The organism is Streptomyces sp. NPDC001709 (genome assembly GCF_053596375.1).
The window spans coordinates 186,470-203,053 of sequence record NZ_JBSFGB010000005.1 but is presented as its reverse complement, the minus strand read 5'-3'; the positions used below and the strand labels follow the sequence as shown (position 1 = coordinate 203,053).

Below are 16,584 nucleotides of genomic sequence, written 5' to 3'. Positions count from 1 at the left end.
CGGCGTACGACGCGCTCTCCCGGTCGCCCGGCATCGAGGCCCCGTCGGCGCTGCTCGCACAGGGCATGACGGCGGAGGCGGCCGAGGCCGCGCACGCCGCCCTCTGCCGCCGGCAACAGGAAGACGACCGGCGCGTCGCAGAAGTTCCCGCCGGTGAACGCCCGTTGGTGGCTTCGGTCTCGAAGGTCGGCTGCGCCCGTGTCACAGACGGCCGGGCTGTCTCGTCTCAGATCGCGGAGAACGACTTGAGGATCAGGAAGGTGATGGTCATGCGCGTGTTCGTGGCGGGCGGAACCGGGGTTCTGGGGCGGCGGCTGGTACCGCGGCTCGTGGCCCGCGGTCACCAGGTGACGGCCACGACGACCAGCGCGGCCAAGCTCGGTCTGGTACAGCGACTGGGGGCGGAAGGCGTCGTCATGGACGGACTGGACGCGATATCCGTCGGTGAGGCGGTCGCGGCCGCCCGGCCCGACGTGATCGTGCACCAGATGACCGGGATCAGCCTCGCGCACGCGGGCAAACCCGATCTGAAGCACTTCGACCGATGGGCCGCGCCCACCATCAGGCTGCGCACCGAGGGAACCGACCACCTGCTGGCGGCGGCGGAGGCTACCGGCGTACCGCACATCGTCGCCCAGGGCTACGCCAACTGGAACGGCATCCGCGAGGGCGGCTGGGTGAAGACCGAGGAGGACCCGCTGGACCTGCACGAGGGGACGCCCGCGTTCCCGGCGATGGCGGCGGTGCGCCACGTCGAGGAAGCGGTCGGCAGGGCCGGCGGCGCGGTGTTGCGCTACGGCGGGTTCTACGGGCCGGGCGCCACCGACGACCAGCTCGAACTCGTACGCAAACGGCAGTTCCCGCTGGTCGGGGACGGCACCGGATACGCCTCGTGGGTGCATCTCGACGACGCGGCGAGCGCCACCGTCCTCGCCGTGGAGCAGAAGGCGAGGGGTGTGTTCAACATCGTCGACGATGAACCGGCCCCGGAGAGCGCATGGCTGCCGTACCTGGCGGCGTGCGCGGGCGCCAAGCCACCAAGGCGGGTGCCGAAGTGGCTGGCGCGGCTGCTGGCCGGGGAGGTGGTGGTGACGATGATGACCGAGGGCCGCGGCTTCTCCAACGCCAAGGCGAAGCGGGAGCTCGGCTGGCAGCTTCGCTATTCCTCGTGGCGCCAGGGCTTCAAGGAGGGTCTGGCGTGAGCAGAGTCGAGGAGTTCGAGCAGCTGCGGCCCCTGTTGTTCTCCATCGCCTACCGCATCCTGGGCAGCGTGACCGAGGCCGAGGACGCGGTCCAGGAGACCTGGCTGCGCTACGACCTCTCCCCGACCAGACCCGTGTCGGCCAAGGCGTTTCTCTCGGCCACGGTGACCCGGATCGCGATCGACGTACTGCGCTCCGCCCGGGTGCGGCGCGAGGAGTACATCGGACCGTGGTTCCCCGAGCCACTGCTCACCGACCCCTACCAGGACCCGGAGCACGCGGCGGAGCTGGCCGACTCGCTGTCCATGGCCTCCCTGCTCCTGCTGGAACGGCTCAGCCCGCTGGAACGGGCGGTCTTCGTCCTGCGGGAGGTGTTCGCCTTCGGCTTCCCCGAGATCGCCTCCGCCGTGGGACGCTCCGAGGCGGCCTGCCGCCAGCTCGCCGTCCGCGCGCGCCGCCACATGGACGCGGGCAGGCCCCGTTTCGAGGCCGACCGGAAGGAACGCGAGGAACTCGCCGGACGCTTCTTCGACGCCCTGAAGGAGGGCAACGTCGACGGGCTGCGGGAACTGCTCGCCGCCGATGTGTCGGTCGTCGCGGACAGCGGCGGCAAGGCTCCGCGGTTCGCCGAGGGAGTCTTCGGCGCCGACCAGGTGTGCCGGATGCTCGACGTGCTCCTCCTGCCGTTCCTCGGCATCGGCGGCGTCGTCGAGCCCTGCCAGGTGAACGGCCAGCCCGGCGCGGTCTTCCGCGACCGCGACGGAAAGGTCGCCAACACCTGGACCCTCGACGTCCTCGACGGGCGGATCCAGACGATCCGCACGGTCAGCAATCCCGACAAGCTCGGTCACATGGGCCCCGTCGCGGACGCCTGGGCACTCCTGCGCGAGGCCCAGCAGGTTCGCCGGGACATGGGCTGCCCGGAACCCGCACACATGCCCATCCCGCCCACCTTCGCACCGGAAGCGGATCAGGAGAGTCGGACATGATCAGGATCGGCATCATCATCGGCAGCACACGCCCCGGCCGGAAGGGCGAGCGGGTGGCGCAGTGGGTACAGGACCTGGCGACCGAACACGCGGGCAGCGCAGCCGACTTCGAGCTCGTGGACCTGAAGGAGCACGCGCTACCGCTGCTCGACGAGGCGGTACCGGCGCGCATGGCGGCGGGCACCCGGCCGCACACCCGGCGATGGGCCGAGCGGATCGGCTCGTACGACGCCTTCGTCGTCGTCACCCCCGAGTACAACACCGCCCCGCCCGCCTCGCTGACCAACGCGATCGACTACCTCCACGCGGAGTGGGGCGGCAAGCCGGTCGGCTACGTCGGCTACGGCGTCTTCGGCGCTGTCATGGCCGTCCAGAAGCTGCGTGCCCAGGCGGGCGTGCTGCGCATGGCGGACATCGGACCGCAGGTGGCACTGTCGCTGCGCGAGGACTTCGTGGACTTCGCCGACTTCCGTCCGCAGGAGGTGCGCGCGGCCGAGGTGCACGGGCTGGTCGACGAACTGCTGACGTGGGCCCAGGCACTCGCCCCGCTGCGCGCGACGACTCCGGCCACTGCCTGAACGGCCGAAAGGAGAGCGGCCGGCTCGCGCACGACGGGTGCCCGAGCCGGCCGCGGACCTGCTATGCGCTGCCGGGGCCGTCGAGGAGCCGGAGCAGTACGGCGGCCTCCTCGCGCAGCTGCGCCGCCCGGTCGGCCTGCGCGGGGGCCGTGAACCGAGCGGCAACCGTGAGCCGTTCATCCGCCTCGGCTCGCACGATGCCGGCGATGTCCTGCTCGCTCAGCTCACGCCGGGCGGCCTCGGTGGTGCCGACACCGACCGCCACCTGCTCGAGCGCCAGGCCACGCAGCTCGGCCGCGCCCACCGGCACCGCCTCGGCATTGTCCAGAGCGGCGAGTGTGGAACGCAGGGCGCTCACCGCGACCTTGTCGCGGGCACGCATCGATTCCCGCAGGGCTTGACGCATATGCAGACGCAGGGACATGCCGTCGACCCTATCTCTGCGCGAGCAGTCAGGCGTTCGGCCAACGGAGTTGACGGCCCCGGGCTCCGGTCGTGTCACATCGCGGCACGCTGTCTCGTCGTATGTGTGCAGTCAATTGCTACCGACTTGAGGAGAAGGCGCTGTGTCAACGGATGAGGCGACTCGGAACAAGGCGACGTCCGCGCGCTTGCATGACGCCGTGAACACCGGCGATCCGGAGGTCATCTCGAAGACGATCGATGAACTCGCCCTGCCGGACCTGCTCTTCCACGCGCCGGTACCGATGGGTATGACGGGGGTGCAGGCACTCAAGCAGGTGTGGACCGTGCTTCTCCGTGCGTTTCCCGACATTCATGTCGCGGTCGAGGATGTGATCGCCGAGGGGGACAAGGTCGTGGCCAGGAACACGGTGACCGGGACCCACCGGGGCGAGTTCCGGGGTCTGCCGCCGACCGGCAGGTCCGTCACCTACGGCGAGATATTCATCCTTCGCTTCGAGGAGGGCAGGATCGCCGAGGTCTGGGGCGTCGTCGACGTCTTCTCACAAATGCGGCAGCTCGGCGTCGAAGTGGCGCCCCCCAGCCCCTGATCACCAAGTTGCCGGTCCTGATGGCCCGTTCGGCGCGGGAAACCCCTTTGCCGTCTTTGCCGCGTGACCCGACACTGGGATCATGCTCGGATTCGTCAGGACCGACAACGCGGCGCTCGTAGCGTGCCTGGGCGACCCACAACGCTCCACCGCTGCCTACCGCGAGCTGCTGCGACGCGGGGCGTACGCGGTGAGCGCCATCCGCGCCGGCCTTCGGGACGCGCACCCGTCCGTCCGGGAGGGCTGCTGCCGCCTTCTCGACCACCTGGTCGACACCGAGTCGATGGGCGAACTCGTCGCCATGGCCGACGACCCGGACGCCCGCGTCAGGATCGCCGCATTCCACGCCCTGGCCTGCGACCGGTGCAAGGGCGACACCTGCGCCCCCGGCCCGGACCAGGTCCTCGAACCCGCGCTGCACCACCTGGCCTCGGACCCCGACCCGCACGTCCGGGCGATGGCTGCCGAACTCGTCGGCAAGTTCGCCCGCTCCGACGCACGCGCCGCCGCTGCCTTGAGTCGGTCCCACGCCAACGACCCGAGCCCCGCGGTGCGCAAGAAGTCGGGCTGGTTCACACCCGGCGGGGCCATCTACGAACGGTCCCTTCCGCCCGGGCGCAGACCGCCCACGCCCAGATGACGGAAACGCGCGGATCACGACGTCAGGCTGAAGCGGCGCCGCCGGGATCCAAGGCCGGCCGCGGGCCCCGGGCACTCGTCCAGGCTCCGGGGCCCGGGCCCCGGCAGCAGGGCGGCGAGCCGGTTCCGGGTGGCGCCGTCATCGCTCACCGGGCAGACGCTGACCCGGGGGCAGCTCACTGGTCGCGGGCGGGGAGGGCGTCCAGCATCGTCCGTGCGGTGACGGTCGCGTCGTAGTCCTCGGGGACGCCCGGAACCAGGATGATGTCGCCCTCGATGTGCCGGGACCGCAGGGGTGCGATGGCCTGGTACGCGTCGGAGTCCCACCAGGCGCGCGCCTGGGCGATCGAGGGAAAGCCGATCACGACGACGTGCCCGGGCCACGCGCCCTCCTTCACCTCGTGCTGAGCGCCGTGTACGAGGAAACGGCCGCCGTACGGTTCGAAGGTGGCGGTGACGCGCGCGATGTACTCGGCGATCTCCGGGTGCGGGGCGGACTCCTGAAGGTGAGCTATCGCGTAGGCCGACATCGTGGGTCCTTCCGGCTCGTTGGCTGCTGATGTCCACGATCTTGCCGCACGGGCCGGTGCGGAGGGGGCGGAATCCAGCCACCCCTGCCGGATCCCCGCCAGCGTTCTGACATGGTGTTTTACAGTGGCTGGCAGCAATATCCGGCGATATCACCTGTGAGGTATGCGCGAACATGCCGACTGAAACGCTCGAGTTTCAGGTAGAGGCCCGTCAGCTGCTGCAGCTGATGATCCACTCGGTCTACTCGAACAAGGACGTCTTCCTGCGGGAGCTCGTCTCCAACGCCTCAGACGCGCTGGACAAACTGCGTCTCGAGAAGCTGAGGGACGACTCGCTGGACGCCGATGTGTCCGATCTGCACATCGAGATCGACATCGACAGCGACGCCCGCACCCTCACCGTGCGGGACAACGGCATCGGGATGTCGTACGACGAGGTCGGGCACCTCATCGGCACCATCGCCAACTCCGGTACCGCGAAGTTCCTCCAGGAACTGCGGGAGACCAAGGACGCGGCCGGGGCGGAGGGGCTCATCGGCCAGTTCGGAGTCGGGTTCTACTCCGGCTTCATGGTGGCGGACGAGGTCACCCTGGTGACCCGGCGCGCCGGCGAGAGCCAGGGCACGCGCTGGACCTCGCGCGGCGAGGACACGTACACGCTGGAGCCGGTCGACGACGCGCCGCAGGGCACCTCGGTCACGCTCCACCTCAAGCCCGAAGACCCGGAGAACCAGCTCCACGACTACACCGCCGCGTGGAAGATCCGGGAGATCATCAAGCGGTACTCGGACTTCATCACCTGGCCCATCCGGATGGTGCCGGTGGGCTCCGCCGCCGACGACAGCGAGGACGCGGCGCCCGAACCCGAGACGCTCAACTCGATGAAGGCGCTGTGGGCGCGGTCGCGTGACGAGGTGTCCGACGACGAGTACCACGAGCTGTACAAGCACATCGCCCACGACTGGCGCGACCCGCTGGAGACGATCCGGCTCCAGGCGGAGGGGACCTTCGAGTTCCAGGCCCTGCTGTTCCTCCCCGCACACGCCCCGCACGACCTGTTCACGCGGGACTTCACACGCGGCGTGCAGCTGTACGTCAGGCGCGTGTTCATCATGGACGACTGCGAGGCGCTGCTCCCGCCGTACCTCCGCTTCGTCAAGGGCGTCGTCGACGCGGCCGACCTCTCGCTCAACGTGTCCCGCGAGATCCTCCAGCAGGACCGCCACATCGAGATGATGCGGCGACGACTGACAAAGAAGGTCCTGTCCACGGTCAAGGAGATGATGGCCAAGGAACAGGAGCGTTACGCCACGTTCTGGCGGGAGTTCGGCACCGTCCTGAAGGAGGGACTGGTCACCGACCCGGAGAACCGCGACGCCATCCTCGCCCTCGCGTCGTTCGCGAGCACGCACGACGACACCGAGCCGACCACGCTCAAGGGTTACGTGGAGCGGATGAAGGAGGGGCAGGACGACATCTACTACCTGACCGGCGAGTCCCGGCAGAGCATCGAGAACTCCCCGCACATGGAGGCCTTCCGGGACCGGGGCATCGAGGTGCTGCTGCTCACCGACCCCGTGGACGAGGTGTGGGCCGACGCCGTCGGCGAGTACGAGGGCAAGAAGCTGCGGTCCGTCGCCAAGGGGCAGATCGACCTCGACGCCAAGGACGACGAGGGCACCGAGGGCGAGCGGGAGAAGCAGACCGAGGAGTTCGCCGGCCTGCTCGGCTGGATGAAGGAGCAGCTGGACGAGGACATCAAGGACGTGCGCCTGTCCTCCCGCCTCACGGTGTCCCCGGCCTGTGTCGTCTCCGACGCGAACGACCTGACCCCGGCGCTGGAGAACATGTACCGCGCGATGGGCCAGGAGGTGCCGCGCGCCAAGCGGATCCTGGAGCTCAACCCGGACCACCAGCTGGTGAAGGGCCTCAACCAGGCGTACAAGGAGCGCGAGGACCGCACGGAACTCACCGAGACCGCCGAAGTCCTGCACGGCCTGGCGGTACTCGCCGAGGGCGGCCAGCCGAAGGACCCGGCCCGCTTCGTCAAGCTGATGGCGGAGCGCCTGGAGCGCGCGCTGTAACCCGGTTCCGCCTGTGGCCGGCGGCCTGTCCCAGGGAGTGGGGCAGGCCGCCGGCCGTCTGTCAGTCGTCAGTCGTGAGAGCGCTCGGCGCCTGCCCTGACGTGCTGTGCCGGGCCTGCGCCGCCGTCAGGTCGAACGGGATGTGTCGACCGGCGCCGTCGCAGATAGCACAGGGCGCCCGCCGTGACGACCAACGGCCACAGCAGATACCAGCCCGTCATGACGAGAAGAGCGGCGACCGCGACGAGGGCGAGGAGCGCGCAGCGGTGCGGCAGGCTGCCGCGGGGCAGCAGCCGTAGCGCGGCGGCCGTGCCCAGCGCGTACACGCTGACGAACGACCCTGTGGTCAGCAGCACCAGCGGCTGTGGGCCCACGTCCACGACCGCGGTGGCGGCCAGCGCGAGGCCCGACAGCCCCGACACGACCGCCAGGCTACGGCGAGGCACCTCGCCGACGCTGCCGCCCCGGGCCAGCCAGGCGGGCAGCGCGCCGTCCCGGCCGAGCGCCGCGCCCAGTTTGGCGGCTCCGGCGAAGTAGGCGTTCATCGTGCCCAGCGTGAGCAGCAGAGCTGCGGCCGCGGCCAGCACATGGACCGTTCCGCCGATGCCGAGGGCCGGCAGTTCGGCCAGCGGAGCGTCCGAGGTACCGGCGGCCGGGCCGAGCACGAGGACACTGGTGACGGCTACGGCGAGATACAGCAGGCCGACGACGGCGACCGCCACGGCGGCGGCGCGGGGCAGGTCGCGCGCCGGTCGGCGGAAGTCGGCGGCCAGGTGGGTGATGGCCTCCCAGCCCGCGAAGCTCCACACCAGCAGGGCCGCGGCCGAGCCGACCGCGGCCCAGCCGTGCGGCGCAAACGGGTGCAGGTTCCGCAGGTGGGCGTGGGGCAGTGCGGCCACCACCGCCGCCAGCAGCAACGCGACAAGGAGCACGGCGAGCGCGAGTTGCAGACGGCCGGACACGGTCACCCCGAATCCGTTGGCCACCGACACGAGGATCAGCAGCACCGCCCCCGTGACCACCACGGTGCGCCGGCCGCCGCCGAGCGCACCGGAGACATACGCCCCGGCGAACATCCCCGCCGCCGGTGCACCGGCCGGTACGGCGAAGTAGAAACACCAGCCGACCACCGCCGCCGCCCGCGCGCCGAAGGCATGGCGAACGTAGGTGGAGACACCGCCGCCGTCCGGGTACCGGGCGCCGAGCGCGGCGAACGTGGCCGCGAGCGGCACCGACAGCAGGACCAGCCCCAGCCAGGCCAGCAGCGAGGCCGGCCCGGCCGCCCGGGTGGCCAGCGCGGGAAGGCCGATCACACCGGTGCCGAGGACCGCGCCGACGTACAGGGCTGCCCCCTGCCAGACGGTCAGACTCCCGACCGGCCCAGCCGGGAGCTCCCGCGCGGCCGGCGCCCCGGTCACGCGGAGGCCTTTCGTCCGTCGGCGTCGAGGCCGACGGCCCCGCCGAACAGGATCCTCATCTGCACATACCCTTCGCTCCGTCCGTACCTTGGGCGCACGCCCGGCCGGAAAGTAGCCCGGGTCCCCTGACAACCCGTGTCAGGGGACTGCGGCAGACTTGCGGCATGCGTGCGAGCCGACTGCTGTCCGCCCTGTTGCTGCTCCAGACCCGCGGCCGGATGACCGCCCAGGAGCTGGCCGACGAACTGGAGGTGTCGGTGCGGACGGTGTACCGGGACATGGAGTCGCTCGCCGCGGCAGGTGTCCCGCTCTACGGCGATCCCGGTCACGACGGCGGCTACCGGCTGGTCGACGGTTTCCGCACCCGCCTGACCGGACTGACCCGCGGCGAGGCGGAGGCGCTCTCCCTGGCCGGGCTGCCCGGACCGGCCGCGGACCTGGGGCTCGGCACCGTTCTCGCCACCGCCCAGCTCAAGCTGGCGGCGGCCCTGCCCGAGGAACTGCGCGACCGGACCGGCGAGATACGGCAGCGCTTCCACCTCGACACCTCCGGCTGGTACGCCGAGGCGGACACCACCCCGCACCTGGCTTCCGTCACCGACGCGGTGTGGCGGCAGCGCCGCATCCGCGTCCGCTACCGGCGGTGGAAGGCTCCCCAGGAGGTGACCCGGACGCTGGACCCCTACGGGCTGGTCCTCAAGTCGGGCCGCTGGTACCTCGTGGCAGCCCGGAAGGAGCGCGTCCGTACCTACCGCGTCTCCCAGATCCTGCGCGTCCAGGTACTGCCGGACCACGTCGAGCGTCCCCACGGCTTCGACCTCGCCGCACACTGGCAGTCGTACCTGACCGACTTCGACGCCCGCCGCCTCCGGGGGACGGCAGTCGTACGACTGACACCGCGGATCCTGAGGCAGCTGCCCGACCTCATGGAACCGGCAGTGGCCCGCACCGCCCAGGAAAGCGCCGGGCCACCGGGCCCCGACGGCCGAGTCCAGGCCGTCATCCCCATCGAGTCCCCGGAACACGCCGTCGGCACGCTGCTACGGCTCGGGGCGGAGGCGGAGGTGGTGGCGCCCGCCGCATTGCGGGCGCTGATGACACGGACGGTCACCGCTCTTGCCGCCACCTACGGTTGGACAAACGGAGAGCCTGATCTAGACTATCGATATAGAGATGGACAATCGGTCTAGGTCAGTCGAAGGGCTTCCCGTGGACGCCGACGAGCACATTATTCGCGAGGCCGAGAAGATCGCCGTAGCGCTGGGCCGTATGTTCCCGGGCCTGTGCGAAGTGCTCCTGCACGACCTGCGGGATCCCGACCACTCGATCCGGGCGATCGAGAACAACCTGTCCGGCCGCCAGGTCGGTGACTCCACGACGGAGCTGGGCCTGGCCCGCATCGAGGACCCCGACTACCCGAGCGTCATCCAGAACTACCCCAATCAGTTCCCCGACGGCCGCCCCGCGAAGAGCACGTCCATCGGCATCAAGAACGCCGCGGGGGAGTACATCGCGGCACTCTGCCTGAACCTGGACGTGTCGGTCCTGTCACCGGTGACACTCGCCTTGTCCAATCTGGTGGCCACGGACACCGAGCACCGTGAACAGCCCCTCGAAACCCTCCGGGACCGCAACGCGCGCGAACTGCGCCGGACGGTGGAGGCGCATGCCGCCGAGCGCGCGGCGACTCCCCGGTCGCTGAGCCGGGAGGACAAGAAGGCACTCGTACGGCAGTTGCAGCGCGACGGCTACTTCGACTCGCGCGATGCCGCACAGACCATCGCGGACCTGCTCGGTGTGTCCCGGGCGACCGTCTACAACTACGCGAAGTAGCGTCGGCGGCAGGTGAGTCCGCTGCACGCCTCCTAGGAGACATCCCGCTGTGAACCCCCTTGCGAACACCGGTGAGAGCACCACCCCGTCCACCCCCGCACGGACCACCCTGTCCGACCCCGACACCCCGTTCGCCGTCGTCGACGCCCACGTCGTGCGGCGCAACATCACACGCCTGAAGGACCGGGCCGACCGGCTCGGCGTCACCCTGCGCCCGCACGTCAAGACCGCCAAGAGCCTCGACGTCGCCGCCCTCCTGCACTCCGGCGCACCCTGCCCGGTCACCGTCTCCACCCTGGCGGAGGCCGAGGCGTTCGCCGACGGCGGCTACACCGACATCACCTACGCCGTAGGCATCGGCCCCCACAAACTCCCGCGCGTCATCGCACTGTTGCGCCGCGGCGTCACGCTGCGCCTGCTGCTGGACAGCGCCGAGCAGGCGTCGTCCGTCGCCGAGGCCTCCCGCCGGGCGGGCACCCCCCTTCCCGCCCAGATCGAGATCGACTGCGACGGCCACCGCGGCGGACTCACGCCCGACGACCCCGCGCTCCTCGCGATCGGCCGGGTCCTGCACGACGCGGGATGCCTGGACGGCGTGCTGACCCACGCGGGCGAGTCCTACTCCGCGTTCACCGCCGAGGAACAGCGCTCGGCGGCGAGGAACGAACGCGACACCGCCGTCGCCGCTGCCGAGCGGCTGCGCGCGGCCGGCCTGCCCGTGAACGTCGTCAGCGTGGGCTCCACCCCCACCGCTCACGCCGCCGACGACCTCACCGGCGTCACCGAACTACGCGCGGGGAACTACGTCTTCTTCGACCTCGTCATGGCCGGTCTGGGTGTCTGCCGGGTCGAGGACATCGCCCTGTCGGTGGTCGTGACCGTCATCGGTCACCGCCCCGACCACGGGTGGATCATGACCGACGGTGGCTGGATGGCCATGTCGCGCGACCGCGGGACCGCCGCGCAGCCACAGGACCAGGGCTACGGCTTGGTCACCGACCTCGCCGGCCGTCTCATCCCGGGCCTGGTCATGACGGCCGCGAGCCAGGAGCACGGCACCCTCACGGCCCGCGACGGCGCCGATCTGCCCCACCTGCCGGTCGGCACCCGCCTGCGCATCCTGCCCAACCACGCCTGCGCCACCGCGGCCCAGCACCGCGGCTACCACATCGTCGACGGCACCGGCCCCGCCGATCCGGCACCGGCGATCGAGACGTTCTGGGAGCGAGTCACCGGCTGGTGAGCCCTCCCTCCCACACCGGGCACCACCGGCGAGCCCGCGGAAATTCGATGTCAGTGGCGCCGTCGCCTACGTTAACGTCGGCGCCGTGACTCCAGCAGATCTCGCGGCCGTCATCTCCGACGGCATCCATACGGCCATCCAGTCCGGACGCATCTCGGCAGAGGTGCCCGAGGAGATCCGCGTGGAGCGCCCCCGCCACCGCGACCACGGCGACTACTCGACCAACGTCGCCCTGCAACTGGCCAAGTCCGCGGGCCTGCCCGCCCGTGCCGTCGCCGAGGCGCTGGCTCCGCTGGTGAGCGCGGCCGCCGGAGTCGCGAAGGCGGAGGTCGCGGGACCCGGATTCCTGAACATCACGCTGGAGCGCGCGGCGATCGGGGTCCTGGCCCGGGACATCGTCCTGGCCGGGCAGGCGTACGGCCGCACCGACCGGCTGGGCGGGCTGCGGCTCAACCTGGAGTTCGTCTCCGCCAACCCCACCGGCCCGGTCCACATCGGCGGAGCCCGCTGGGCGGTCGTGGGCGATGTCCTCGCCCGGCTGCTCGAGGCCGCGGGCGCGGACGTGTCGCGGGAGTACTACTTCAACGATGCCGGCGTGCAGATCGACCGGTTCGTCCGCTCACTGCTCGCCGCGGCGCACGGCTCGCCGGTGCCCGAAGACGGTTACAGCGGCGGGTACATCGAGGAGATCGCGGCCGCCGTGCTGCACCGGCGGCCCGGCGCCCTGGATCTGCCGGACACCGAGCGGTACGCCGTGTTCCGGGCGGTGGGCACGGAGCTGATGTTCGACGAGATCAAGTCGTCACTCGCCGCGTTCGGAACCCGCTTCGACACCTACTTCAACGAGAAACTCCTGCACGACCAGGGGGACTTGGACGCGGCCGTCACCCGGCTGCGCAACGGCGGCCATGTCTTCGAGGACGAGGGCGCGCTCTGGCTGCGCACCACGGACTTCGGCGACGACAAGGACCGGGTCCTGGTCAAGAGCGACGGCTCCTGGACGTATTTCACCGCGGACTGTGCGTACTACCTGAACAAAAGGTCCCGGGGCTTCGAGCGGGTCGTCATCATGCTCGGCGCCGACCACGCCGGTTATGTGGGCCGGATGCGGGCCATGGCGGCCTGCTTCGGCGATGATCCGGACAGGAATCTGGAGATCCTCATCGGCCAGCTGGTCAACCTGGTCAAGGACGGCAAGCCGGTCCGGATGAGCAAGCGGGCGGGTACCGTGCTCACCCTCGAGGACCTGACCGAGGCGGTCGGCGTCGACGCCGCGCGGTACGCGCTGGCGCGGGCGAGCGTGGACGCGATGATCGACCTCGACATCGACCTGCTGACCCGGCAGTCGAACGACAACCCGGTGTACTACGTCCAGTACGCGCACACCCGGCCCTGCTCCGTCCTGCGCAGGGCGAAGGAGGCCGGGATCGACAAGGGTGCCCCCGAGGACTTCGACCCCGCCCTGCTCTCCCATGAGCGGGAGTCGGACCTGCTCGGCGTGCTGGCCGAGTTCCCGCAGGTCGTGGCCACCGCGGCCACGCTGCGCGAGCCACACCGGGTGGCGTACTACCTGGAGGCACTGGCCGGCACGTACCACCGTTTCTACGATGCCTGCCGCGTCCTGCCGCGGGCCGACGAAGCCCCGGACGCCCGGACCCGGGCCCGGCTGTGGCTGACGGAGGCGAGCCGGCTGGTGCTGCGCAACGGCCTGTCGCTGCTCGGGGTCTCGGCACCGGAACGGATGTAGACACGTCGGGCCGCCACTGCCGGCCCGGTAGTGGTCAGGATCCTCGCTACACCAGGGGCGTGAAGCAGGGGCGACGAGCGGCCCGTCACCCCTGCCGCTCATGGCTGAAGCGCAGGGAGTACGTACGGCCCTCGACACCCCATTCCCCGGTGGACGGCTTCAGCCCGGCATCGATCGCACGCAGGCTGGGCCGCCCGATGTGGGCGTAGACCAGCCGCCGCACTCCATGCTGCGTGGCCCACTCACCAACGGCACGGACGCTCGCGTGGCCGCCCACGCCGCCCCGGAACCGTATGGGCCGGTCCCAGGCGGCTGCCTCGGCGAACATCAAGTCCGCCCCCGCCGCCCAGGCCGGCAATTCCCAGAACTCCGGTGCCCAGACCGCCACCACGCCCCCTGCCTCGATGCGATACCCGTACGCGGGGTGCGAGGTGTGAACGACAGGACGGCAGCGCACCGACACCTCGCCGACCCGCAGGTCGGTGGCGAGTATGCGGACATCCCGCAGGGCCGCGCTGCGCCGCAGTACCGACCTGAGCTCGGCACTCTCGTCGGTGACCAGCCACGCGTCCAGCCGCCCGGGTGGCGGTTCCGCTCCGGGCCCGCCGTCGAAGGCCACCCGGTACCCCGCGCACCGCAGCAGCAGGCCCGCCGGGGCGAACCGGGGCGAGTTCATCGCGCCCACACCGAGGAGCGTCAGCCTCAGCCAGTGGTTCATCAGGCCTCCCGAGCGCGCTCTCGTGCCCGGTGCCGGCGGGTCGTCCGCTTCATGGGGTCGGTTTGCCGGTCGTTCCTCGGCGCTGTCGTGCGGCCGTCCGCGGGGGCCGCCCCCGCCGTCGGAGCACGGCGTGGCTGGAGCCGGTGGTGTGGGGGCGGGGCTGCTCGGCCCAGATCGTCTTGCCGGTGGCCGTGTGACGGGTGCCCCAGCGTTCGGCGAGCTGGCCGACCAGGAAGAGGCCGCGACCACCCTCGTCCAGGTCGCGGGCCCGGCGCAGGTGTGGGGTCGTGCTGCTGGCGTCGGAGACCTCGCAGATCAGCGCTGCGTCGTGGATGAGGCGCAGCTGGATCGGCGGCTGGGCATGCCGGATGGCGTTGGTGACCAGCTCGCTGACGATCAGTTCGGTGACGGCGGTGGCCTCCTGCAGTCCCCACGCCGAGAGCTGGCCCGCGGCCCACCGGCGCGCGACCGCGACGGCGGCCGGATCGGCGGGCAGGTCCCGTGCGGCCACGTGCGAGGCTCCCATGATGTGGGTGCGCGCGACGAGCAGGGCGACGTCGTCGTCCGGCCGGCCGGGCAGAAGCGCCTCGACGATGCGGTCGCAGGTCGACTCGAGTGAGGGGGCGGTTCGGGTCAGGGTGTCCAGCAGGGCCCGTTGCCCGGAACCGATGTCGCGGTGGCGGGTTTCGACCAGCCCGTCGGTGTAGAGAACCAGCAGGCTGTCTTCGGGCATCCGGGTGTCGGTGGCCTCGAACGGCAGCCCGCCCACGCCCAGGGGCGGCCCGGGTGCCACGGCGAGGAAGCGCACCGTGCCGTCGGGGGCGACGAGGGCGGGGGCGAGGTGGCCGGCGCTGGCCAGGGTGCAGTGGCCGGAGATCGGGTCGTACACGGCGTACAGGCAGGTCGCGCCGACTTCGCCGACCGATTCGATGCCCTCTTCGATCTCTTCGAGAATGAGGTCGTCCAGCTGGGTCAGCAGCTCGTCGGGGGCCAGGTCGACGTCGGCGAGCGTACGGACCGCGGTGCGCAGCCGGCCCATGGCGGCGGAGGCATGGATGCCGTGACCCACGACATCGCCGACGACCAGGGCCACCCGGGCTCCCGAGAGCGGGATGACGTCGAACCAGTCGCCACCGACACCGGCCTGGGGATCGGCGGGCAGATAGCGGGTTCCCGTCTCCACGGCCAGCTGGGCCGGGCGGTCGTGCGAGAGCAGACTGCGCTGCAGGACCAGATCGGCGCCGTCGCCCTCCTGCGGCAGGTCGGCCTGGAGGAACCACTGGACGTGTTGCTCGGCGTCCATGAGCGGGCACGCCCGCAGATTGGTCTCCACCCGGCGCCCCGCTTGGTCACGTAGTGTGACCAGCCCCGCCCACGCCTGCCGCCCGGCGGCGCTCTGCCGGGCGGCTTCGGGCAGGTCGGCGGCCAGGAGGCTCACCGCCGGACGGCCTACGATCTCGTCCGCCGCGTAGCCGAGCAGCAGCCGGGCACCGCGGCTCCAGGCGGTCACGACACCCTGCGCGTCGACGGCCACCACGGCTGCCTCCGCCACCCGCGAAGTGCTGTCCGTACGCATCGCTCTCAGTCCCCCATGAGCCCCGGCGAGCGGCGAGGGAGCCGTGAACGCCGGGTCACGACGGCCAGTAAGCCAAAACGCCGACCGGCAACCGAGCATTCCCCTGCGGATCGGGATCACCGGGGCCTGGCGGCGCCCGATGACACCTCGGATCCCCGGCGGTCACCGCGTATCGGGGCGCGATTCGTAGTGCAGGCTGTGGAAACGACCGGCTTCCTCCCGCCCGGCGGGGTCGCCGCCCAGGGCCCGCACCGCCTCGATCGCGTACCGCTGTTCCCGCTCGTCGGTGAAGAGGCGCTGGGGATAGGTGCGGGACACTTCGACGGTCGTGCTCAGGCCGTGCGCGGACAGGACCCGGACGATCGGGTGGTACGACACCGTCCGCAGCACGAAGGCGCTGACCCATACGGGTCTGCGGACACCGCCCAGCAGTGCCGTGAACGTTCGGTCGGTGATATAGCTGCCACCGCCCGTCAGCGTCACGAGACCGACCTCGGCGAGCGCACGGCTCAGCCCGGGACCGGGTGATCCCTGTTCCAGGTCGTCGGTGAAGGCGGCGTCCAGGAGCCCCACCTCGAGCGCGTAGCCCACTGCGGGGGCCGAGACGTCCAGGCCGAACACCCGCACCGCCTCCGACCGGCGCCGCTCCGCGTAGAACTCCTTGTCCTGTGCCGCGAGTTGCGCCGTCGACATCGTCTGGCAGGCAGGGGAGGTGTACCGCTCGGACATCTCCGCCAGCGTCACGTCGTGGTTGAGCAGCGCTGCGTTGATCCCGTACGAGCAGCACAGGTCCAGGACCGCCGGCCTGGCAGGGTGGCCGTCGTCCAGCGCGGCCCGTTCGGCGGCGGCCCGCCGGAAGACCGGCTGGGCGTGGTGCGGGATCTCGTACTCCAGCGGGGCCAGCCGCCGGAAGTACATGCGGGGGTCCGGCTGGTCGTAGATGTCGTCGAAGCGCGACTTGCCGCCCGCCACACCGTCGGTACCGCCAGAGCCCGAGCCCGCCATGCCGTACCC

The 16,584-nt window shown here is 71.1% G+C and carries 15 protein-coding genes and 2 pseudogenes; 10 read left to right on the top strand and 7 right to left on the bottom strand.

Translation table 11 applies throughout. From position 1 onward, the window contains the following. The first annotated feature begins 263 nt into the window (after positions 1-263). Genes ACWC0C_RS09880 through ACWC0C_RS09870 form a run of 3 tightly spaced genes read left to right on the top strand, consistent with a single transcriptional unit; the run spans position 264 to position 2,769 of the window. Positions 264-1,202, top strand: coding sequence for an NAD-dependent epimerase/dehydratase family protein (locus ACWC0C_RS09880; protein WP_450863185.1), 939 nt, complete (start codon positions 264-266; stop codon positions 1,200-1,202). Continuing rightward, complete coding sequence (locus ACWC0C_RS09875; protein WP_450862973.1) at positions 1,199-2,191, top strand: RNA polymerase sigma-70 factor; 993 nt, start codon at positions 1,199-1,201, stop codon at positions 2,189-2,191. The genes ACWC0C_RS09880 and ACWC0C_RS09875 overlap by 4 nt, the downstream gene beginning before the upstream one ends. Then, entirely contained in the window at positions 2,188-2,769 is a 582-nt protein-coding gene (locus ACWC0C_RS09870) for an NADPH-dependent FMN reductase (protein ID WP_450862971.1), read from the top strand. Before ACWC0C_RS09875 ends, ACWC0C_RS09870 begins: the two co-directional genes overlap by 4 nt. Before the next feature lie 61 nt (positions 2,770-2,830). Here the strand turns inward: ACWC0C_RS09870 and ACWC0C_RS09865 are convergent, their stop codons facing one another. Next, a complete protein-coding gene (locus ACWC0C_RS09865; RefSeq protein WP_449201895.1) occupies positions 2,831-3,151 on the bottom strand; it encodes a hypothetical protein in 321 nt (106 codons plus the stop codon). Between the two features lie 184 nt (positions 3,152-3,335). On the opposite strand from ACWC0C_RS09865, the gene ACWC0C_RS09860 reads away from it, so the two are divergent. Together ACWC0C_RS09860 and ACWC0C_RS09855 are read left to right on the top strand one after the other, a co-directional pair. Then, positions 3,336-3,782, top strand: a complete 447-nt coding sequence (locus ACWC0C_RS09860; RefSeq protein ID WP_450862970.1) for an ester cyclase — start codon at positions 3,336-3,338, stop codon at positions 3,780-3,782. An 82-nt stretch (positions 3,783-3,864) separates the two neighbouring features. Further along, the gene (locus ACWC0C_RS09855) at positions 3,865-4,422 is read left to right on the top strand and encodes a HEAT repeat domain-containing protein (protein WP_450862968.1); all 558 of its coding nucleotides are present in this window, start codon (positions 3,865-3,867) and stop codon (positions 4,420-4,422) included. Positions 4,423-4,597: 175 nt separating this feature from the next. On the opposite strand, the gene ACWC0C_RS09850 is transcribed toward ACWC0C_RS09855, so the two are convergent. Continuing rightward, positions 4,598-4,951 (bottom strand): DUF1330 domain-containing protein, encoded by a 354-nt coding sequence (locus tag ACWC0C_RS09850; RefSeq protein ID WP_450862966.1) that lies wholly within the window; start codon positions 4,949-4,951, stop codon positions 4,598-4,600. A 173-nt stretch (positions 4,952-5,124) separates the two neighbouring features. On the opposite strand from ACWC0C_RS09850, the gene htpG reads away from it, so the two are divergent. Next, on the top strand, positions 5,125-7,035 hold the full coding sequence (gene htpG, locus ACWC0C_RS09845) for a molecular chaperone HtpG (RefSeq protein WP_450862964.1): 1,911 nt from the start codon (positions 5,125-5,127) through the stop codon (positions 7,033-7,035). A 68-nt stretch (positions 7,036-7,103) separates the two neighbouring features. Here the strand turns inward: htpG and ACWC0C_RS09840 are convergent, their stop codons facing one another. Then, positions 7,104-8,453 carry an APC family permease gene (locus tag ACWC0C_RS09840; protein ID WP_450862962.1) on the bottom strand — a complete coding sequence of 450 codons (1,350 nt, stop codon included), beginning with the start codon at positions 8,451-8,453 and terminating at the stop codon, positions 7,104-7,106. 164 nt (positions 8,454-8,617) lie between these two features. Here ACWC0C_RS09840 and ACWC0C_RS09835 point away from each other — a divergent pair, with 164 nt between their 5' ends. The 4 genes from ACWC0C_RS09835 to argS all read left to right on the top strand — a co-directional run bounded on the left by ACWC0C_RS09835 (position 8,618) and on the right by argS (position 13,276). Further along, positions 8,618-9,643: a helix-turn-helix transcriptional regulator gene (locus tag ACWC0C_RS09835; protein WP_450862960.1), complete on the top strand. Its 1,026-nt coding sequence runs from the start codon at positions 8,618-8,620 to the stop codon at positions 9,641-9,643. A 19-nt stretch (positions 9,644-9,662) separates the two neighbouring features. Beyond that, a complete protein-coding gene (locus tag ACWC0C_RS09830; RefSeq protein WP_450862958.1) occupies positions 9,663-10,286 on the top strand; it encodes a helix-turn-helix transcriptional regulator in 624 nt (207 codons plus the stop codon). 49 nt (positions 10,287-10,335) lie between these two features. After that, positions 10,336-11,529 carry a DSD1 family PLP-dependent enzyme gene (locus ACWC0C_RS09825; protein ID WP_450862956.1) on the top strand — a complete coding sequence of 398 codons (1,194 nt, stop codon included), beginning with the start codon at positions 10,336-10,338 and terminating at the stop codon, positions 11,527-11,529. Between the two features lie 85 nt (positions 11,530-11,614). Beyond that, positions 11,615-13,276, top strand: a complete 1,662-nt coding sequence (gene argS / locus ACWC0C_RS09820; protein WP_450862954.1) for an arginine--tRNA ligase — start codon at positions 11,615-11,617, stop codon at positions 13,274-13,276. A gap of 85 nt (positions 13,277-13,361) precedes the next feature. On the opposite strand, the gene ACWC0C_RS09815 is transcribed toward argS, so the two are convergent. The 4 genes and pseudogenes from ACWC0C_RS09815 to ACWC0C_RS09800 all read right to left on the bottom strand — a co-directional run bounded on the left by ACWC0C_RS09815 (position 13,362) and on the right by ACWC0C_RS09800 (position 16,575). After that, positions 13,362-13,994, bottom strand: coding sequence for an MBL fold metallo-hydrolase (locus tag ACWC0C_RS09815; protein ID WP_450862952.1), 633 nt, complete (start codon positions 13,992-13,994; stop codon positions 13,362-13,364). Between the two features lie 49 nt (positions 13,995-14,043). Further along, positions 14,044-15,228, bottom strand: a pseudogene (locus ACWC0C_RS09810) (ATP-binding SpoIIE family protein phosphatase); the annotation flags it as partial. 45 nt (positions 15,229-15,273) lie between these two features. After that, positions 15,274-15,570, bottom strand: a pseudogene (locus ACWC0C_RS09805) (PAS domain-containing protein); the annotation flags it as partial. Between the two features lie 162 nt (positions 15,571-15,732). Continuing rightward, positions 15,733-16,575, bottom strand: coding sequence for a hypothetical protein (locus ACWC0C_RS09800; protein WP_450862950.1), 843 nt, complete (start codon positions 16,573-16,575; stop codon positions 15,733-15,735). Positions 16,576-16,584: the final 9 nt, after the last annotated feature.